The sequence below is a fragment of the Saccharopolyspora sp. NPDC003752 genome (assembly GCF_053605825.1).
In genome coordinates this window covers 1-20,013 of record NZ_JBSGJZ010000011.1, presented here as the reverse complement: position 1 = coordinate 20,013, position 20,013 = coordinate 1, and the positions used below count along the sequence as shown (strand labels likewise).

At 71.6% G+C, this 20,013-nt stretch carries 15 protein-coding genes; 3 read left to right on the top strand and 12 right to left on the bottom strand.

Features of this window, described 5'->3' with window-relative positions:
• Positions 1 to 107: 107 nt before the first annotated feature.
• Both ACWEV3_RS16340 and ACWEV3_RS16335 read right to left on the bottom strand, forming a co-directional pair.
• On the bottom strand, positions 108 to 1,061 hold the full coding sequence (locus ACWEV3_RS16340; protein WP_452614660.1) for a Ppx/GppA phosphatase family protein: 954 nt from the start codon (positions 1,059 to 1,061) through the stop codon (positions 108 to 110).
• Positions 1,062 to 1,367: 306 nt separating this feature from the next.
• The gene (locus ACWEV3_RS16335) at positions 1,368 to 3,059 is read right to left on the bottom strand and encodes a lytic murein transglycosylase (RefSeq protein ID WP_452614659.1); all 1,692 of its coding nucleotides are present in this window, start codon (positions 3,057 to 3,059) and stop codon (positions 1,368 to 1,370) included.
• A gap of 199 nt (positions 3,060 to 3,258) precedes the next feature.
• Here ACWEV3_RS16335 and ACWEV3_RS16330 point away from each other — a divergent pair, with 199 nt between their 5' ends.
• Positions 3,259 to 4,872, top strand: a complete 1,614-nt coding sequence (locus tag ACWEV3_RS16330) for an acyl-CoA dehydrogenase family protein (protein ID WP_452614658.1) — start codon at positions 3,259 to 3,261, stop codon at positions 4,870 to 4,872.
• 280 nt (positions 4,873 to 5,152) lie between these two features.
• Here ACWEV3_RS16330 and ACWEV3_RS16325 read toward each other — a convergent pair whose 3' ends face one another.
• From ACWEV3_RS16325 to eno, 3 genes are read right to left on the bottom strand one after another with little or no spacing between them, the layout of a single operon-like run.
• Positions 5,153 to 5,653 (bottom strand): DUF501 domain-containing protein, encoded by a 501-nt coding sequence (locus tag ACWEV3_RS16325; RefSeq protein ID WP_452614833.1) that lies wholly within the window; start codon positions 5,651 to 5,653, stop codon positions 5,153 to 5,155.
• 2 nt (positions 5,654 to 5,655) lie between these two features.
• Positions 5,656 to 6,189 carry an FtsB family cell division protein gene (locus tag ACWEV3_RS16320; protein WP_452614657.1) on the bottom strand — a complete coding sequence of 178 codons (534 nt, stop codon included), beginning with the start codon at positions 6,187 to 6,189 and terminating at the stop codon, positions 5,656 to 5,658.
• Positions 6,190 to 6,192: 3 nt separating this feature from the next.
• Positions 6,193 to 7,479, bottom strand: a complete 1,287-nt coding sequence (eno, locus tag ACWEV3_RS16315) for a phosphopyruvate hydratase (protein WP_452614656.1) — start codon at positions 7,477 to 7,479, stop codon at positions 6,193 to 6,195.
• Between the two features lie 272 nt (positions 7,480 to 7,751).
• Between eno and ACWEV3_RS16310 the strand changes: the two genes are divergently transcribed.
• Positions 7,752 to 8,129, top strand: a complete 378-nt coding sequence (locus tag ACWEV3_RS16310; RefSeq protein ID WP_132488620.1) for a tetratricopeptide repeat protein — start codon at positions 7,752 to 7,754, stop codon at positions 8,127 to 8,129.
• 9 nt (positions 8,130 to 8,138) lie between these two features.
• On the opposite strand, the gene ACWEV3_RS16305 is transcribed toward ACWEV3_RS16310, so the two are convergent.
• The 7 genes from ACWEV3_RS16305 to mfd form a co-directional block, all read right to left on the bottom strand.
• The gene (locus ACWEV3_RS16305; RefSeq protein ID WP_235883765.1) at positions 8,139 to 8,957 is read right to left on the bottom strand and encodes a lytic transglycosylase domain-containing protein; all 819 of its coding nucleotides are present in this window, start codon (positions 8,955 to 8,957) and stop codon (positions 8,139 to 8,141) included.
• 209 nt (positions 8,958 to 9,166) lie between these two features.
• Positions 9,167 to 9,952 (bottom strand): lytic transglycosylase domain-containing protein, encoded by a 786-nt coding sequence (locus ACWEV3_RS16300; RefSeq protein ID WP_452614655.1) that lies wholly within the window; start codon positions 9,950 to 9,952, stop codon positions 9,167 to 9,169.
• 121 nt (positions 9,953 to 10,073) lie between these two features.
• The gene (locus ACWEV3_RS16295) at positions 10,074 to 11,090 is read right to left on the bottom strand and encodes a MazG family protein (protein ID WP_452614654.1); all 1,017 of its coding nucleotides are present in this window, start codon (positions 11,088 to 11,090) and stop codon (positions 10,074 to 10,076) included.
• Positions 11,091 to 11,186: 96 nt separating this feature from the next.
• A complete protein-coding gene (locus ACWEV3_RS16290) occupies positions 11,187 to 12,110 on the bottom strand; it encodes a SurA N-terminal domain-containing protein (RefSeq protein WP_452614653.1) in 924 nt (307 codons plus the stop codon).
• Positions 12,111 to 12,202: 92 nt separating this feature from the next.
• A complete protein-coding gene (locus ACWEV3_RS16285; protein WP_452614652.1) occupies positions 12,203 to 12,748 on the bottom strand; it encodes an AMIN-like domain-containing (lipo)protein in 546 nt (181 codons plus the stop codon).
• 152 nt (positions 12,749 to 12,900) lie between these two features.
• Entirely contained in the window at positions 12,901 to 14,598 is a 1,698-nt protein-coding gene (locus ACWEV3_RS16280; RefSeq protein WP_452614651.1) for a BCCT family transporter, read from the bottom strand.
• A 216-nt stretch (positions 14,599 to 14,814) separates the two neighbouring features.
• Positions 14,815 to 18,411 carry a transcription-repair coupling factor gene (gene mfd, locus ACWEV3_RS16275; RefSeq protein WP_452614650.1) on the bottom strand — a complete coding sequence of 1,199 codons (3,597 nt, stop codon included), beginning with the start codon at positions 18,409 to 18,411 and terminating at the stop codon, positions 14,815 to 14,817.
• A gap of 161 nt (positions 18,412 to 18,572) precedes the next feature.
• Between mfd and ACWEV3_RS16270 the strand changes: the two genes are divergently transcribed.
• Complete coding sequence (locus ACWEV3_RS16270) at positions 18,573 to 19,763, top strand: PQQ-dependent sugar dehydrogenase (protein ID WP_452614832.1); 1,191 nt, start codon at positions 18,573 to 18,575, stop codon at positions 19,761 to 19,763.
• Positions 19,764 to 20,013 lie beyond the last annotated feature (250 nt).

Below are 20,013 nucleotides of genomic sequence, written 5' to 3'. Positions count from 1 at the left end.
GTGAGAACCCGTTCACGGCAATGCCCTGTCACAAAGCCGTCACTTTCTGAATCGGTACAGTCGATTCTTCACCCAAAAGGTGGAATGTAGTGTCCACATCCCGGGAACTAGCTGATAGACAGGGCTATACCGTCGAGAATGTCATGCTCACTGACAGTCATGGCGGAAATGCCCGCGCGCTCCGCCAATTCCTCCGCCAACACCTTCACGACCAGCGCACCTCCGCCGATCACGTCCACCCGTCCCGGATGCATGGCGCCGATCGCGGCGCGCTCGTCGTGCGACATCCCGAGCAGGTCCTCGGTGATTTGTTCGACTCTTTTCTGGGAAACATGGGAAAGATGAATTGCCGCCGGATCGTATTCGGGCAGTTCCTGCGCGATGGCGGACAAAGTGGTGACCGTGCCGGCCACCCCGACCCAGGTTCGCGCCCCCGAGCAGTCCACGGCGGCGAACGCGTCGTCGAGGATCTGCCGGGTCACCTTCTCGGCCTCCCGCACCTCCTCGTCGGTGGGCGGATCGCTGTGCAGGCAGCGCTCGGTCAGCCGCACGCAGCCGACGTCGGCGGAATGCGCCGCGGTGATGTCCGCGCGCACGCCGTCCCAGGTGCCCACGACCAGCTCGGTGGAGCCACCGCCGATGTCGGTCACCACGAACGGCCCGTCCTCCGGGTCGAGGTCGCCGACCGCGCCGGTGAACGACAGCCGCGCCTCCTCGTCGCCGGTGATCACCTCGGCGTCGACGCCGAGCGTTTCCCGCACCATGGCGAAGAAGTCCTCGCGGTTGGACGCGTCCCGGGTGGCCGAGGTGGCGACCATGCGGATCCGCTCGACGCCCTTGCGGACGGCGATCGCGGCGTAGTCGACCAGCGCCGCCCGGGTGCGCTCCAGCGCCTCGTCGGCCAGCCGCCCGGTGGCGTCCACGCCCTGCCCCAGCCGGACGATCTTCATCGCGCGGTAGATGTCACGCAGGTCGCGCCGATCATCGTCGTGCACGGCCACGTCCGCCACCAGCAGGCGGATCGAATTGGTCCCGCAGTCGATAGCCGCCACCCGTGACATCCGCGTCCTCCTCGCTAGCCGGGGCCGCCCACCGCGCACCCACCGCTAACGCTACCGGCCGCGAAGCACGGCCCAGACAGACAGCGGCCACGAGTCATCCGGGCGCCACGGAGCCTGTTCGAGGTGGTGGCGCGGGGCGGCTCGTGCCGTCGGGTGGGACAAGTGAACGGCCTGTTCACCTCGCCTACCGAGACGAACGGGCCGTTCACCCCACACCGGTCCGCGAGGATGCGCCGCTGCTCGAAGGAACTCTCGAGCTGCCTCGATCTCGTCCGAAAGACTCACAAGTCCCAGGTCCGCGGAGCGCTACTGCGGCGGAGCGAAGCCGTCCGGAACGGTGCAGGGTTCGAGCTGACCCGCCGTTCCCTGATCGACGTAGACGGTCTGGCCCGGCACCGCGCTGTGCGGATCACTCGCGCTGGGGGCCGCGCCCGGCGACGTGGCGAACTCGCCGTTGGCGAGAACCGTCGGATCGCAAGCCTTCGGCGCCTCGTCCGGCGGCGACGAGGGCGGGCTCGTCGGTTCCGGCGGCGGAGCCGCGGGCTGCTCCGCCGGAGGCGGCGGGCCCTGCGGGGCGCCGGGCGGCGTAGCTGGGTCGGCCGGAGGCGGTGGGCCGGGCTGGGACGAGGCGGGCGGCGGGCCCGGCTGAGTCCCGCTCGGCGGCGGGCCCGGCTGAGTCCCATTCGGCGGCGGGCCCGGCTGAGTCCCATTCGGCGGCGGGCCCGGCTGAGTCCCATTCGGCGGCAGGCCCGGCTGAGTCCCGCTCGGGGGCGGACTGGGCGGCGTCGAGCTCGGCGGCGGGCCGGGCTGGGGCGGGACGGGCTGCGTCGCGCTCGGCGGTGCCGGTTGGGGCACGGGCAGGTGGCCCGGTTGCGTCGAGTTCGGCGGGGTCGCGACCGGCGGGTCGAGGTCCGGCGCGGACGGCCGCGCGACCTCCGGCGGCGTGATGCTGATCTGCGGCTCCGCGGGACGGGGTTCCGGCGCGGGCGGCGGCGGGCCGGTCGGCGCGGGCGCGGCAGGCGGCGCAGGCGCCGGGGCCGGTGCTTGCGCGGGCGCCGGGGCCGCCGGTCCCATCGCCAGCACCTGCGGGCCGTCCGGCAGGCGCTCGCCGTCGAGCACGTCGCCGACCTCCGGTGCCAGCTCCGACGGCGTCGGCGTCACGCCCTTCGCGTACGCCGCCGCCCAGATCAGCACCGTCCGCACGTAGCTGTCGGAGTGGTTGTAGCGGAACACCGCCGCCGCGAGGCTCTGCGGTTCGCGCAGGTCACCGCCGCCGCTGCAGAGGTAGCGCGCCGCCGCGAGGCTCGCGTCGTGGATGTTGTGCGGGCTGGCGACGCCGTCGTCGTTGCCGTCGACGGCGAACTTGTTCCACGTCGACGGGATGAACTGCATCGGGCCGACCGCCCGGTCCCACACCGGGTCGCCGTCGTAGCGGCCCGCGTCGGTGTCCGGGATCGCCGCGATGCCCGGCCCGCCGGACAGTCGCGGGCCGAGGACCGCCCGGACCGTCGTGCCGAGCACGTCGACGCTGCCGGAGCGCGCGTGGGCCGACTCGATCCGGCCGATCGACGCGAGCACGGACCAGTGCAGGCCACAGCTTCGCTCCACCTGGCGCGCGGCCTTGACGTACGCGGCCAGCATCGGCTCCGGAATGCCCAGCGACCCGGTCGGCAGCTCCACCTGCTGTTCCGCCTCAGCGGCGAGCCGCTGCGGATCGGCCGCCCGCTCCAGCACCTCGGGGCTGAGCAGCGGGGCTTGCGGGAGGTTCCCGCTGACGCCCAGTTCGCTCGGGTCCGGATCCCCCAGGACCGGATGTCGCGGCTCCGCCAGGAACGAACTCGACGCCGCCATCAACGTGGTCGGCACCAGCAGCACCGGAGCCAGGGCCGTCAGCGCGACCCACCTCCGCGCCCTCCGCCGCGCTGCGGCGCCGAGCCGCGGCACCGACTTCCACTCATGCTTGCCGTGGCGCTTGTTGCGAGCCGTCACTAGCTCCATCCCCAGACCGAACATCACCGGAAAAACCGAGACGGGTCCCTGGATACACCACCGGTTCGAGGAACGCCGGATGGCGGGCGGGCACATCACCCGTACGACTGGCGACGGCCCCGGCCAACCGGCCCCATTGCTCCGTGCGGGCGGAAATGATCACCCGAACCCGTGCTGTCCGGAGGGGGTTTGCGCCTACTCTCCGAGCATGACGCTCATCGACGAGCCGACCGCGTTCACCACCCACCGCGTGGCCAACCAGCCGCCGCCGCTGGCCGGTTTCGACCCGCTCGCCTGCGACCCTGCCCTGGGCTCAGCGCTCACCCGCTACGCCGTCGGCGATCTCACCGCGCTGGCGCTGGAGGCGGGCTCGGCCGACGCGCGCGAGCACGGTCGGCTGGCCAACGAGCACCCGCCGGTGCTGCGCACCCACGACCGCTACGGCAACCGGGTCGACGAGGTCGACTTCCACCCGTCCTGGCACTGGCTGATGTCGCGCGCGATCGACCACGGCCTGCACGCGGCTCCGTGGTCGCTGGGACCCGGCGCGCACCTGCGCCGCGCGGCGGGTTTCTACCTCTGGTCGCAGGTCGAGGCCGGGCACGGCTGCCCGATCTCCATGACGTACTCCGCCGTGCCCGCGCTGCGGTATGCGCCGGAGCTGGCCGGCGAGTACGAGCCGAAGCTGGCTGCTTCCGCCTACGAGTTCGGACTGCGCCCGCCGCAGGAGAAGTCGGCGCTGCTGGCGGGCATGTCGATGACGGAGAAGCAGGGCGGCTCGGACGTGCGGGCCAACACCACCACCGCCGAGCCCCTCGCGGACGGCACCTACCGGCTCGTCGGGCACAAGTGGTTCACCTCGGCGCCGATGAACGACCTGTTCCTGACCCTGGCGCAGGCGCCCGGCGGGCTGAGCTGCTTCCTGGTGCCGCGGGTGCTGCCGGACGGCACCCGCAACGAGATCCGCCTGCAGCGGCTGAAGGACAAGCTGGGCAACAAGTCCAACGCATCGGCCGAGATCGAGTACGCGGGCGCGCTGGGCCACCTGATCGGCGAGGAAGGGCGCGGGGTCCGCTGCATCATCGAGATGGTGTCGATGACCAGGCTCGACTGCGTGCTCGGCTCGGCGGCGAACGTCCGGATCGCCCTGTCGGAGGCGGCCCACCACGTGCGGCACCGGAGCGCGTTCGGCCACCGGCTCGCGGACCAGCCGCTGATGCAGAACGTGGTGGCGGACCTGGCGCTGGAATCGGAAGCGGCGACGACGCTGGCGATGCGCCTGGCGGCGGCGGTCGAGCAGGGCGAGAACGACCTGCTGCGCCTGGCGCTACCGGCGGCGAAGTACTACGTCTGCAAGCGAGCCCCGGCGGTGGTCGCGGAAGCGCTGGAATGCCTGGGCGGCAACGGCTACGTCGAAGAATCGGGAATGCCGCGCCTGTACCGGGAAGCCCCGCTGAGCTCGATCTGGGAAGGCTCGGGCAACGTGACGGCCCTGGACCTCCTACGAGCCCTGGAAAAACAGCCGTCCACACTGGACGCCGTCCTCGCGGAGCTCGAAGCCGCCTCCGGCGGCCACGCCGACTACGACGCTGCGCTGCGCACGCTCCGCGGCGAGCTCGCCGCGCCGGCGCCCGAACGGGCGCGCGGCCTCGCGGAGCTCCTGTCGCTGACGCTCCAGGCGTCGCTGCTCCTGCGCTACGCGCCGTCGCACGTCGCGGAGGCGTTCGCCGCTACGCGGCTCGGCGCCGCGGGGCGCACCTTCGGTGCGACGTCGATCCCGGGCGCCCGCGCCCTCCTCGACCGGATCGCTCCGATGCGGTGACACTCCAAGTTCCATTGAAATCGAAGGTTCGATTTCAATGGAACTTGCGGATCATCGGCGTGTCGCACCCCGACACGCCGATGCCTGTGGACAACTCCCCGCAATTTCAATGGAAATCGAACCTCTGATTTCCATTGAAATTGCGGACCTCCGAGCCGCCGGACCTCCGAGCCGCCGGACCTCCGGGCCGGTGCGCCGAGCCTCCGGGCCGGGCCTCCGAGCCGGGCCTTCGGGCCGTCCGCCCTCCGGGCCGAGCCGCTGGGCCGGACCTCCGGGCGGGTCAGCGGTTGAGCAGGTAGCGGTGTTCGGGCCAGCGTTCGGCGATCAGGTCGACCGCCTCGTCGCCGAACGGGTTCACCCCGGGGCCCTTCGCCAGGGCGTGGGCGATGTGCACGTGGAGGCACTTGACCCGGTCCGGCATGCCGCCCGCGCTGACCTCGGTGCCCAGCGATTCGAGCGCGTTGCGCTCCGCGAGGTAGGACTCGTGCGCCCAGCGGTAGCGCTCCGCCAGGTCCGGGTCGGCGGTGAGCCGGTCGGCCATCTCCCGCATGAGGCCTTCGGCCTCGAAGGTGGAGGCGTGCGACACCAGCTGCGGCGCGGTCAGGTAGTACAGCGTCGGGAACGGGGTGCCGTCCTCCAGCCGGGGCCAGGTCTGCACCACCGTGGGATCTCCGGCCGTGTCCCGCGCCGCGATCGCGTGCAGCCCGCGCGGCGGCCGACCGAGCTGCCGCCGGATGCACTCCCGATCCGCATCGCTGATCGCCGGCACGCCCGAGTTCACCGTCAAGATCCCTTTCCCATCACCGAATTCCAGAGTTCTTCGTACCACGGCAGGCCGTCGTCGGAGGACGTGACCGGGGGCGGCGGTGGCGGCGCGGCCGGCACCTCCACGATGTACGGCGTCTCGCCCGGCCGGACGTAGCCCAGCCGGGCCCGCGCTTCCGCTTCCAACTGCGCCGGGTCGGAGAGCTCCTGCTTGCGCTGCTCCAGCTCCTGGACCTGCCGGGACAACTCGATCTGCTGCTGTTCCTGCGCCGCCAGCTCGTTGCGCTGGCTCAGGTAGGTGCGCAGCGGCACCGACACGCTCAGCGCCATCACGCAGACCAGCATCGCCAGGCCGGCGGCCCGCCTGGTCGAGGAGAGCTTGAACGCTCCCCCGGTGCTGGACTTCGGGCGGGACCGGGTCGGCGTCGGCCGCCCCGGTCTCCGGCCCGAGGTCTTGGTCCCGTCCCGGCGGGCGCGCTCACTGCGGCGCTCCGCCGGGGAGTCCCCCCGGCGGTTTCGCCGCTGTGGATCGGATGCGCGCCCGACCGGCATGGCTCAGCTCTCCGGGGTGAACCGGGGGAAGGCCAGCTCACCCGCGTAGCGGGCCGCGTCACCGAGGGCTTCCTCGATGCGCAGCAGCTGGTTGTACTTGGCGACGCGCTCGCTGCGGGCCGGGGCACCGGTCTTGATCTGGCCGCAGCCGGTGGCCACCGCCAGGTCTGCGATGGTGGTGTCCTCGGTCTCGCCGGAGCGGTGGCTCATCATGCTCTTGTAGCCGCACGAGGTGGCCAGGCTGACCGCGTCCAGGGTCTCCGACAGCGTGCCGATCTGGTTGACCTTGACCAGCAGCGCGTTCGCCGCGCCCCGGCTGATGCCGTCCTCCAGGCGCTCCGGGTTGGTGACGAACAGGTCGTCGCCGACCAGCTGCACCTTGTCGCCGACCTGCTCGGTCAGGCTCACCCAGCCGTCCCAGTCGTCCTCGGCCAGCGGGTCCTCGATGGACACCAGCGGGTAGGCGCCGAGCAGTTCCTGGTAGTACGCCGCCATCTGCTCGGCGGTGCGCTTGGAGCCCTCGAAGTTGTAGGTGCCCTCGGCGAAGAACTCGGTCGCGGCGACGTCGAGGGCCAGCACGATGTCGCGGCCCAGCTTGTAGCCGGCCTTCTCCACCGCCGAGGCGATCAGGTCCAGCGCCTCGCGGTTGTTCGGCAGGTCCGGGGCGAAGCCGCCCTCGTCGCCCAGGCCGGTGGCCAGGCCCTTGGTCTTCAGCACCGACTTCAGCGCGTGGTAGGTCTCGGCACCCCAGCGCAGCGCCTCGGAGAAGGTGTCCGCACCGATCGGCGCGATCATGAACTCCTGGATGTCGACGCCGGTGTCGGCGTGTGCACCACCGTTGAGGATGTTCATCATCGGCACCGGCAGCACGTGCGCGTTCGGGCCGCCGACGTAGCGGAACAGCTCCAGACCGGAGGTCTCCGCGGCGGCCTTGGCCACCGCCAGCGAGACGCCGAGGATCGCGTTGGCGCCCAGCCGGGACTTGTCCGGCGTGCCGTCCAGGTCGACCAGCTTCTGGTCGACGACGCGCTGCTCGGTGGCGTCCAGCCCGGCCAGCTCCGGGCCGATCTCGTCCAGCACCGCCGCGACTGCGTTCTCAACGCCCTTGCCGCCGTAGCGGCCGGCGTCGCCGTCGCGCAGCTCGACGGCCTCGTGCTCGCCGGTCGAGGCACCCGAGGGGACCGCAGCGCGGGTCAGCGTGCCGTCCTCCAATGCCACTTCGACCTCGACGGTGGGATTCCCGCGGGAGTCCAGGATCTCGCGGGCGCCTACCTGCTCGATGATCGCCACGTGTGCTCCTAACCAGCCTTTGAACTATGGACGAAGCGGGCCGCCCCGGCGTTCCCGCACGCAGCGAACCGGCCGAACGCCCGACGACCGCCTACGAGCCTAACCGGGCCGGTAGAGCCGCCGCCGCAGGCTCGCTCGCCTTCGTCCCCGGCCGGACATTTCGCCCCCGATCGGCAAGCCGGCGTTCGGCCCGCGTTCGCATCGAAGACACCGGAAGACCATCCGGACGGACGTCTCGGAACAGCCGATCGACACGTAACGTTGTCCCCGCCATGACGACCGAAGGCACCGTCGAAGCGTTCCGCCGAGCAGAGGAACTGCTCGCGCAACGCCGTCCATTGGAAGCCATCCGCGTCCTAGAACCCGTGCTCGACGTCGCCGCCGACAAGCCGAGCGTGCAGCTGCTGCTCGGGCGGGCTTACTACTTCTCGGCCCAGCTGCGCCGTGCAGAACGGGCGTTCCTGCGCGTGCTGGAGTTCGACCCGTCGGACCACTACGCGCGCCTGGTGCTGGGCCGAACGCTGCAGCGCCTGGGCCGCCTGAACGAGGCGCGCGCCCAGATCAGGCTGGCCGCCACGATGCACCCGGTGCCCGCCTACCAGGAAGCGTTGGGCGAGATCAACGCCCACATCGCCACCCGCGACATCTGACCAGGCCCGTCAGCGGCGGCGGTTGCCCGCTTCGGCGTAGGACTCCGCCAGCGCGAACACCTTCTGGCCGTACTCCACCGAGTTGTTGTACGAGAAGACCCCGGCCCACCAGCCCGAGCCGGTGGTCATGTCCCGACCGCCCGCGCACAGGTAGCGGGCCGCGGCCATCGCGGCGTCGTCGAGGCTCTGCGGATCGCCGAGGCCGTCGCCGTTGCCATCGGTCGCCCACCTCCGCCACGTGGACGGGATGAACTGCATCGGGCCGACCGCGCGGTCGTGCACGGTGTCGCCGTCGAACGCGCCGCCGTCGGTGTCCGGGATCAGCCGGATGCCCGGCCCGCCGTCGAGCGGCACCCCGATGATCGGGTTCGACGGGCGACCGTCCTCGCGCAGCTGCCGGCCGGCGAAGCGGCCGTGGTTGGACTCGATGCGCCCGATGCCCGCGAGGGTCGCCCAGGAGATCCGGCAGCCGGGCTGGTACCGGCGCATCGCCAGGTCGGCGTTGACGTAGGAGACGATCGCGCGGGCCGGGATGTCCACCACCGCCGACACCTCGTCGGCCCACTCCCGCACCGGGTCGGCGCGCACCGGGTCGAGGTCGGGACCGGGCTGCGGGAGGGGTTCCTCGATCGGGGGCGCGACCGAGCCGGGCGCCACCTGCGCGGGCTCGACCTCCTGCTGCTCGGGCGGCGGCGCGGCCACCGGGGCGGCCTGCGGTTCGGCGAACGCGCTGACCAGCCCGACCCCGCCGACCATCGCGGCCAGCAGCCCAACCGCGACCGCGAGCCGCCCGGAGGCGGCCGACAGCGGCGAGGTGGTCTTGATCACGCCGCCCAGGCTACTTGCTAGTAGCCCCGAACCTCCAGCGTCCGATCAGTCGTTCCACACCCCGAACCGCGCGCACCACGCCGCTCTGGAAGGCCCGAAGCACGGGACCTCCTCGCAAACCGCACCGGAGGTGTTCAGTTCCGGAGGTGCGCAGTTTCAATTGAAACTGTGAAATGCCCAGGCGGGCGTTGCCCGGAGGGGCACGGTGCTCAGCCTTCGGTCGGGATGCGGCGGCTCGCCTTGCCGTAGTAGTCGGCGTAGTCCAGCACTTCCTGGCCGTAACTGCGGCTCTCGTTGTAGGTCAGCAGCGCCTTCCAGAACCGCTCCGGATCGCGCAGGTCGCCGCCCACGCTGCACAGGTAGTTGCCGGCCGCGACGGCCGCGTCGTCGATGTCCTGCGGATCCGCGACTCCGTCGCCGTCCGCGTCGTACGCCCAGTCGCGCCAGGTGCTCGGGATGAACTGCAGCGGCCCCACCGCGCGATCCCACACCCGGTCGCCGTCGAACTCGCCGTCGTCGGTGTCCGGGATGCGCTTGACCCCGGTGCTGCCGTCCAGCGGCAGCCCGATGATCGGGATGCTCGGCCGCCCGGTCTCGTCCAGCCGCGCCCCGCCGAAGCGGCCGTGGCTGGATTCCACCGCACCGATCCCGGCGAGCACCGACCAGCTCAGGCCGCAGTTCGGCGAGTTCGCCGCGATGAGCTGCTGCGCGTAGCCGTAGGCCTGGAGCGCGGCGCGCGGGATGTTGAGCTCGTCGGACATCGACTCGGCCCAGCCGGCCAGCTGCCCCTGCGGCCGGGCGCTCACCGGCAGCGGCGGCCCGCCCGGTGCGAGCAGCCGCACCGACGGCGGATCAACGCCCGAATCGGGCGGCGCGACCGCGGACGGCAGCGCGAACTCGCCGCTGCTCCGCGTCGACGACGCCGGAACCTGCGGCGCGCAAGACGCCAACAACGTGATCACGGGAGCCAGCAGCAGCCATAACCGACGCGGCAAGAGCAACCTCCTCAACGCACCCAGATGCACGGGGCGCCGATCCAGCAGGCATGCCCCCTCGAGAGATATCGCCGCGAGTCGCCGTTTCGTCAGCCGACGCGCCCGCGATCAGTGTGCGTCACTACTCCGAGCGCACACCCGCAGGGTCCGGCAAATCGGACATGAGCTCCCGCCAGTCGGCCGCCGAGAGCGCCGCAGGCTCCCGGCCGGACTCGCGGGCCCGCCGCTCGGCCGCCCGGATGCGCTCGGCGAAGGCCAGCGCGACCGCGCGCAGCTCGTCCTCCGGATCGCGACCGGCAAGCTTCGCCTGCACGGCGATGCCGAACAGCGCCTCACCGGGCGCTTCGCCGCGCGGCATCGCGTCCGCCGGGATCCCGGCGCGGTCCGCGCGCTGCACCAGCTTGGCGGCCAGGGCCACCGCGGGCTGCCCCAGCGCAACACCGTCCACAATGGATTCGCGCTGCTTCTCCCGCTGCTTCAGCTCTTCCCAGCGGGCGTGCTGCGACTCGGCGTCCAGCAGCTCCGGGTCGCCCGCGAAGACGTGCGGGTGCCGGGACACGAGCTTGCTGACCAGGCCCGCGGCAACGGCGTCGATGTCGAACGGATCGGCCGCATCCTCGGTCGCCACCCGCGCGTGGAACAGGACCTGCAGCAGCACGTCGCCCAGCTCCTCGCGCAGCGCCTCCCGATCGCGGAGGTCGATCGCGTCGAGCAGCTCGTAGGTCTCCTCGACGAGGTATTTGCGCAGCGTGTCGTGGTCCTGCTCGGCGTCCCACGGGCAGCCGCCGGGCGAGCGCAGCCGGTCCATCACCGTCACCGCGTCCAGCAGCTCGATCCCGGCCGGCGGCGGGGCGGCGATCACCCGCGCACCAGCGGCGCGCAAGCCGTCGGCCTCGGCGGAGCCGAGCTCGCCGGCGACCAGCACGACCGGTTCCCGGGCGGCCTGCGCCAGCAGGTCCGCGACCGGAGGCGGGGCGGGAGCGTCGAGCGCCGCGCGCGTAGCGGGCGCGAGACCGGGCTCGGCGTAGACGGCGGCCGCGCTGCGCAGCAGCGGCAACGCCGCGGCCGGTAGGACTTCGCCAAGCCGGTCGTCGACCAGAACGACCGCAGAACCTTCCGCCACTCGGACCTCCCTCATGCTGCGATTGTCCCAGCCGCAACCCGTGCCGTGGGCGCAGGTGCAGAGGCGTTGGTCACCACCCGCAGTTTCAATTGAAACCGCGGACCACGGAGGTCAGCCGGCCGCGGGTCGGCCGGTGAGGCGGAATCCGGTGGTTTCGCCCTCGCTCGGGACCGCGGTCAGACCCACCTGGTCCCACGTGCCGTAGCGCGGGCTGAGCTGCACCCCGACGCGGTCCGCGGTGATGCCGAGCAGGTACGCGCCGACGCCTTGCAGCGTCTGGTCGTCCGCGCCGCCGGCGGCCGGCATCGGCGGCACGTCGGTGCGGCGCTCCTTGATCCGCGCGATCAGCCACTGGCCGGAGTTCTGCTCCGGCTCGAAGGCGAGAACCGTGCCGGGCTGCGCGCCGAACAGCGGCGTCGAGGCCGCGAGCTGCGGGCTGTCGGTGGCGCGCAACTTCTGGTCGAGCGCCGCCGGGACGCCCGCCCTGGCCGCCTCGTTGACGACCGCGGCGGCCTCCGCCGGGCCCTGCGCCATGCGGCGCGCCTTCTCCTCCGCCTCGCCGCGCGTGGTCGCCTGGGTGTAGTCGAAGGTGATCTCCAGCCGATCGAAGTACTTGCGGCCGAGTTCCGTCGTCAGCAGCTGGGTCCGGACCACGTCGCGGAGGTTCTGCGGGGTGTAGATCTTGCCCTCGGTCGCCGCCTGCGGGCCGCCCATCCGGTTGATCCGGTCGGCGATCTGCTGATCGGTGACGGTCAGCCGCTCGTCGCGGGCCGCCTGGTCGACCAGCTCCTGCCGGACGAGCTGCGCGGCCAGCTGCCTGCCGAGCTCGTCGAGGTTCCCCTGCTGCTGGAGCTGCGGTTTGAGGTCCGGCTCCTTCGCGAGCACCTCGCCGAACCAGGACTGGACGTCGGAGACCGGGATTCGGGTTTCGCCGACGATGGCGGCGGCACCGACCTGGCTGGGGCCGGAGCCGCAACCGGCGAGCAGCAGGCCGGCTGCGGCGATCGATGCGAGAAGGCGCCCGTGGCGCGGCATACGGAACCTCACAGCGGGCACCCTCTCACGAAGTCACGTTCCGGTGAAGCCTCGACACAGTCCGAAGTCGACGCTCGTGACACCGGTTGGACTCAACGGCCCAACGGCCCCTCGGCCATGTTGACGATCACCTTCTCGCCCTCGACCAGCACCTCGTAGTCGACGCCCTGGGAAAGCCCGATGGTCAGCTCGCCGGTGCCGTGCGAGTTGTCGTTGACGACCGCGCTCTTCGCCAGCTTCTGGCCGAACTGCTCGGGCCCGGCGGTGCTGCGGTCCTGGTCGGCGATCTCCACGTAGATGTGCAGGAACTCCTTGCCGGTCATGCCTTCGACCGGCTCGCCCGAGCCGCCCCAGGCCGGCGACTGCGAGTTGATCTCGTGCTTCATCACCTTCAGGCCCGAAGCGTTCGGGAGCTTGCTGAAGTCGAACACGACCCGCTCCTCGCTGCCGTGCACACCGGCGCGGATCTCCGGCTTGGTGGCCGACGACGTCAGGTTGGACACGCCACCGATCGGCGCGGAACCACCGGCCGCGGGCGCGGGGGCAGGCGTCTCAGCGCCCGCGGCGCATCCGGTCAACGCCAGCGCGGACAGCGCGATCGAACCGGTCGCCATAACCAGCTTGCTGCGCAACGACATCGTCAGAACCTCTCGCCGGGGAAGCCTTTCTCCCATAGACGCACACCGGCGCGCGAGGTTCCGCATCGCACCGAACTGATCTTCCGGACATCTGGCGCGCGATCCACCGCACCGGGGACCAGAATCCTCAGTGGACCATCCCCAATGGACGGTCAGGACCTCTTCGAACCGTCTTCGGCCGGGCCCACTTCCAGCTGGAAGTCCCCGCCGTGGCGCTCCGTTCCGTGGATGACCGCCTGCTCCAGCACCTGCGCGCCCTTCATGCCGCGCTGCATCATCGGGTCCTCGCGCAGGTCCTTCATCAGCGCGACGCACAGCAGCACCATCACCACCGCGAACGGCGCCGACGCCAGGAAGGTCAGGTTCTGGATGCCGCTGAGCGCGTTCTCGCCGCCGACGATGAGCATGATCGCGGCCACCGCGCCCGTCGCCGCGCCCCAGAAGACCACCATCCACCGCTTCGGCTCGATCGAACCGCGCTGCGACAGCGTGCCCATCACCACCGACGCCGCGTCGGCGCCGGAGACGAAGAAGATCGCCACCAGGATCATCACCAGCACCGTGGTGATCGCCGACAGCGGCAGCGTGTCCAGCACGGCGAACGTCTGCGCCTCCTCGCCGCCGCTGCGGTACACGTCGACCCCGCTCTGCTGCACCCGGATCGCGCTGCCGCCGAAGATCGCGAACCACACCAGGCTCACCGCGCTGGGCACCAGGATCACGCCGGTGACGAACTGGCGGATGGTGCGGCCGCGGCTGATGCGGGCGATGAACATGCCCACGAACGGCGTCCACGAGATCCACCACGCCCAGTAGAAGATCGTCCAGCTGGACAGCCAGTCGTTCATCGCCGCGCCGCCGGTGGCGCCGGACCGGGAGGCCATCTCGCCGAAGTCGCGCAGGTAGACGCCGATCGTGGTGGGCAGCAGGTCGAGGACGAACACCGTCGGGCCGACCACGAACACGAAGACCGCGAGCAGCGCGGCCAGCACCATGTTGATGTTGGACAGCCACTGGATGCCCTTGGCCACGCCCGACACCGCCGAGAAGATGAAGCAGATCGTCAGCACCACGATGATCAGCACCAGGATCGTGGTGCCGACGCCGGCGATCCAGCCGGCCGACTGCATGCCGCTCTGGATCTGCAGCGTCCCCAGCCCCAGCGATGCGGCGGAGCCGAACAGCGTCGCGAACAGCGCGAGGATGTCGATCAGCTTGCCGACCCACCCCTCCGCGTTGCGCCTGCCGAGCAGCGGCGTGAACGCCGCGCTGATCAGCTGCTTGCGGCCGCGCCGGAAGCTGCCGTAGGCGATGGCCAGCCCGACGACCGCGTAGATCGACCACGGGTGCAGCGTCCAGTGGAACAGCGACGTCGCCATCGCGGTCTCCACCGCCGCCTCGCTCAGCGGCGGCACCGTGCCCGGCGGCGGCTTGACGAAGTGCGCCAGCGGCTCGGCGACGCCGAAGAACATCAGGCCGATGCCCATGCCGGCGCTGAACATCATCGCGATCCACGACACGGTGCGGAATTCCGGCTGCTCGTCGTCCTGCCCGAGCGGGATCGCGCCGTAGCGGCTGATCGCCAGCCACAGCGCGAACACCACGAACCCGGTGGCGGCGAGCACGAAGCCCCAGCCGATGTTGTTGACCAGCCAGGACAGCGCCGCGGACGACATCCGCGCCAGCGATTCGGTGGAGAACACGCCCCAGCAGACGAAGAAGACGGTGATCGCGGCGGTGACCCCGAAGACGACGAAGTCGGTGCGGGGCGCGTGCTCGACGGCGAACGCGGCGGGGGACTGCGGGATGCCGCTGCCCGCCTCCTGCGGTTCCGAGGACTTCCTGGTCATGATGCCGCGCCTCCTCGTGACGCCCTGCGAAGCCGGATCAACCGTCACGCCAGGGCGGGATCCCGGCAACTCAGAAGCGCGGCCGCGCCCACCTGGGAGATCGCAGCTTCGCGAGGCCGCGGCCGGGCGCGCAACGCCCGTGAGCGCTTTGGGGCGCCATAGCACCCCAAAGCGCTCACGGGCGCTTCACCAGGCGAAACCTCGCGCTCTCGGCGCTCAGGCGACCGGGGCCGGGGCGGTGGTGAGGTCCTCCAGGAACTTGGTGCACCAGTCCAGCAGCGCCTCGTCGCGCAGCTGCGGCGCGCCGATCCGGCCGCCCGCCGCGCCTTCCGTCGGCCTCGGCACCGACACCGTGCGGACCGTCGGCTTGTACACCGCCTTCGGGTAGAGGCGCTTGAGCCGCACCTGCTTCGAGTCCGGCAGCTCCAGCGGCGCCAGCCGCAGCGACGCGCCCTGCAGGGTCACCTCGCGGACCCCGTGCTCGCGGCAGATCTGCCGGAACCGCGCCACCTTCAGCAGCCGCTCCACCGGCTCGGGCAGCTGCCCGTACCGGTCGACGAGCTCCGCTCGCACCGCCTCCAGCGCCTCGACGTCGACCGCGGCCGCGAGCTTGCGGTACGCCTCCAGCCGCAGCCGCTCCCCCGGCACGTAGTCGTGCGGGATGTGCGCGTCGATGGGCAGATCGACCCGGACCTCGGTGAGCTCCTCCTCCGCCTCGCCCGGCTCCGCTCCCGCGTGCCGCCGAAATGCGTCTACGGCCTCGCCGACCAGCCGCACGTACAGGTCGAAGCCGACGCCCGCGATGTGCCCGGACTGCTCGGCGCCGAGGATGTTGCCCGCGCCGCGGATCTCCAGGTCCTTCATCGCGACCGCCATGCCCGCGCCGAGCTCGGAGTTCTGCGCGATGGTCGCCAGCCGGTCGTGCGCCGTGTCGGTCAGCGGCTTCTCCGGCGGGTACAGGAAGTACGCGTAGCCGCGCTCCCGCGCCCGCCCGACGCGGCCGCGCAGCTGGTGCAGCTGGGCGAGGCCGAGCAGGTCGGAGCGGTCCACGATCAGCGTGTTCGCGTTGGAGATGTCCAGGCCGGTTTCGACGATCGTGGTGCACACCAGCACGTCGTGCTCGCGCTCCCAGAACCCCTGGATGATCTTCTCCAGCCGGTCCTCGTTCATCTGCCCGTGCGCCGTGACGATCCGCGCCTCCGGCACCAGTTCCCGCAGCTGGCGCGCGACCTTCTCGATGTCGTGCACCCGGTTGTGCACGAAGAACACCTGGCCGTCGCGCAGCAGCTCGCGCCGGATCGCGGCGGCGACCTGCTTCTGGTCGTACGCGCCGACGTAGGTCAGGATCGGGTGCCGCTCCTCCGGCGGGGTGAGGATGGTCGACATCTCCCGGATGCCCGCCATGCTCATCTCCAGCGTCCGCGGGATCGGCGTCGCCGACATGGTCAGCACGTCCACGTGCGTGCGCAGGGCCTTGATGTGCTCCTTGTGCTCGACGCCGAAGCGCTGCTCCTCGTCGACGATCACCAGGCCCAGGTCCTTGTAGCGGATCCCGGTCTGCAGCAGCCGGTGCGTGCCGATCACGATGTCGACCGCGCCGTCGGCCAGGCCCTTGATGGTCTCCTCGGACTCCATCGGGTCGGTGAACCGGGACAGGCCCTTGACCGCCACCGGGAACGACCGCATCCGGTCGGTGAAGGTGTTCAGGTGCTGCTGGGCGAGCAGCGTCGTCGGCACCAGGACGGCGACCTGCTTGCCGTCCTGCACCGCCTTGAACGCCGCGCGCACCGCGATCTCGGTCTTGCCGTAACCGACGTCGCCGCAGATCACCCGGTCCATCGGCACCGGGCGCTGCATGTCGGCCTTCACCTCGTCGATGGCGGCCAGCTGGTCGCCGGTCTCGGTGTAGGGGAAGGCGTCCTCCAGCTCCCGCTGCCACGGCGTGTCCCCGCCGAAGGCGTGCCCGGGCGAGGACTGCCGGGCCGCGTACAGCTGCACCAGCTCGGCGGCGATCTCCTTGACCGCCTTGCGCGCCTTGGCCTTGGTGTTCTTCCAGTCCGAGCCGCCGAGCTTGCTCAGCGACGGCGCCTCGCCGCCGACGTAGCGGCTGACCTCGTCGAGCTGGTCGGTCGGCACGAACAGCCGGTCGCCGGGCTGGCCGCGCTTGCTCGCCGCGTACTCCAGCACCAGGTACTCGCGGGTCGCACCGGCGACGGTGCGCTGCACCATCTCCACGTACTTGCCGATGCCGTGCTGATCGTGCACGACGAAGTCGCCGTTCTTGAGCGCCAGCGGATCGACCGCGTTGCGCCGCCGCGACGGCATCCGGCGCATGTCCTTCGTGGAGGTGCCGCCCCGGCCGCCGGTCAGGTCCGCCTCGGTGAGCACCACCAGCGCGATCCCGGGCGCGGCGAAGCCGTCCTCCAGCCCGCCGCGCACCACCGTCACCACGCCGGCTTCCGGCTCCGCCGCCAGGCCGTCCTCGGCCAGCCGCGCGGGCAGCTCCGCTTCGCGCAGCTGCTGCACCGCGCGCTGGGCGGTGCCCGCACCGGCCAGCACCAGCACCGCCGCGCCGCCGGCGGCCGTGTGCGCTCGCAGGTCGGTGAAGGCGCGCTCGATCTCGCCGCGGTAGGCGTCCACCTGCTTGAGGACGAGCCGGATGACCTCGTCGTCGTCCTCGCCCTCCTCGCTGGTCAGCTGGGTCAGCGGCCACCACGGCAGGTCGATCGAGCGGGTGTGCTCGGCGACCTCCGCGAGGCTGCGGTAGGCCGAGGCGCCCAGGTCGATCGGCGCCTTGCCGCCGTCGGCGGCGACCATCCAGGAGGCCTCCAGGAATTCCTGGCCGGTGCGCACCAGGTCGGCGGCGCGGGCGTGGATCTTCTCCGGATCGGCGAGCAGCACGTGCGTGCCCGCCGGGACCAGGTCGGTCAGAAGCCGCATCTCGCCTTCGCACAGCGCCGGGATCAGCGCCTCCATGCCCTCCACCGGGGCACCGCCGGCGATCTTCTCCAGCATCTCGGCGAGGTGCGTGTCGGTCTGGTGCTGCTCGGCGAGCTTCGCGGCGCGCTCGGCGACCGGCTCGGTGATCAGCAGCTCCCGGCAGGCCGGGGCGAACAGCTCGGTGCTCGGCGAGTCCGCGAGCGAGCGCTGGTCGGCGACGGCGAACGGGCGGATCTCGGTGACCTCGTCGCCCCAGAACTCCACCCGCAGCGGGTGTTCCTCGGTCGGCGGGAACACGTCGACGATGCCGCCGCGCACCGCGAACTCGCCGCGCTTCTCGACCATGTCGACCCGGTCGTAGGCCAACGACGCGAGCCGCTCGACGAGTTCCTCGAAGTCGTGCTCGACGCCGACCGCGAGCCGCACCGGCGCCAGCTCGCCGAGCCCGGGCGCGATCGGCTGGATCAGGCTGCGCACCGTGGTCACCAGCACCTGGACGGCGCCGTGCGCGTGCTCCTCGGGATGTGCGAGGCGGCGCAGCACCGACAGCCGCCGGCCCACGGTGTCAGCGCGGGGCGAAAGTCGTTCGTGCGGCAGGGTTTCCCAGGACGGGAACACCTCGATGCCGGCCGGGCCGAGCAGGTCCGACAGCGCCGCCGCGGCCTCCTCCGCCTCCCGGCCGGTGGCGGTGACCAGCAGCACCGGCCGCCCGGCACCACCCTCGGCGGCCAGCGCGCCGGCGGTCAGCGACCGGGCCGCGACAGGGCCTTCCAGCACCAGGCGCGGACGCCCGGCCGCCGCCACGACCTGCCGGATGGCGGGATCGCGCAGCACGATTTCGAGCAGTCCGCGCAGGGGACCGGCCTGGCTCATGGAGCTACCTCGCAGCAAGACATGGCGAATGCGGGCACACCCCTGCCCGGGACGAACGCCGAGACCGCAGGGGCGACGGGTTCCAGACTACGACTCCGGTCCGACACGAACGCGACGACCCGAACGCACCGCATGGCCGGTGTCACACTGTGCGCATGCCCATGCGCCGGTTCGCCGCGATCGCCTTGCTGCTCCCGCTGATCGGCGCCTTGGCCGGCTGCGCCATCGCGAGCAGCGACGATCGGCCCGCACCGGTCAGCACGGCCGCCCCGGGGTCGTCGGCGCTGCGCGTCGAGGTCGTCGCAGCCGGGCTGGAACATCCTTGGGACATCGGGTTCCTGCCGGACGGCACCGCGCTGGTCGGCCAGCGCCCCGGCCGGCTCGCGCTGCTCGCCGATCACCGGCCGGGAGCGCTGGTGCGGCCGGTGCAGGCGGACCTCGGGGACGTGCTCGCGGAGGGCGAAGGCGGGCTGATGGGCCTGCTGGTGCACCCGTCGTTCGCCGAGAACCGGCGGTTCATCACCTGCCAGACGCACCAGGAGAACGGCGCGGCGGTCGACATCCGGCTGATCACCTGGCGGCTGGCCGAAGACGGCTCGCGCGCGGACCGGGTCGGCGACCTGCTCACCGGGCTGCCGGTGAACCCCAGCGGGCGGCACTCCGGCTGCCGGCTGGCGGTGGCCGAGGACGGCGCGCTGCTGGTGAGCACCGGGGACACGGCGCGGCCCGCGATCGCGCAGGACCGCGGCTCGCTCGGCGGGAAGGTCCTGCGGATGAACATCGACACCGGCGCTCCCCTGCAGGACAACCCGTTCATCGCTTCGCCGAACCCGCGCGAGCGGCTGCTGTACACCTACGGGCACCGCAACCCGCAGGGCGTCGCGCCGCGGCCGGGCGGTCAGGTGTTCGTCGCGGAGCACGGGCCGGACGTCGACGACGAGATCAACTTGCTGCGGCCGGGCGGGAACTACGGCTGGGACCCGTCGCGCGGCGGGACCGAACGCAGCTACGAGGAGTCGGTGCCGATGACCGACCTGCACCGCTTCCCGGACGCGGTGAAGGCGGTCTGGTCGTCCGGCGATCGCACCGAAGCGATCAGCGCGGCGGCGTTCCTGACCGGCTCGCAGTGGGGCCGCTTCGACGGGATGCTCGCGGTCACCGCGCTCAAGGGCAGCAAGCTGCTGCTCTTCGAGGTGCGACCGGACGGCGCGATCAACGAGGTGTCGATCCCTCCGGAGCTGAACGACACCCACGGCCGGCTCCGAGCGGCCCGCCAAGGACCGGACGGGGCCCTCTACGTGACGACGTCCAACGGAACCGACGACAAGGTCCTCCGCATCACCACGACCTGACCCACCCAAAGATCGGAGATCCGCAATTTCAATGGAAATCAGAGGTCCGATTTCCATTGAAATCGAAGAAGTTGTCCACACCCTCCGGCATGTCGGACGACGACTCGCCGGGAGGATGTGGACAACCCGCAAGTTCCATTGAAATCGAACCTTCGATTTCAATGAGCGTTTTTCATCCTGCGTGTTCGAGGGTGAGGATGGCTTTGGCGAGGGTGCCGACGCGGTGGGGGCAGGCGCGGACGCGGTCGAG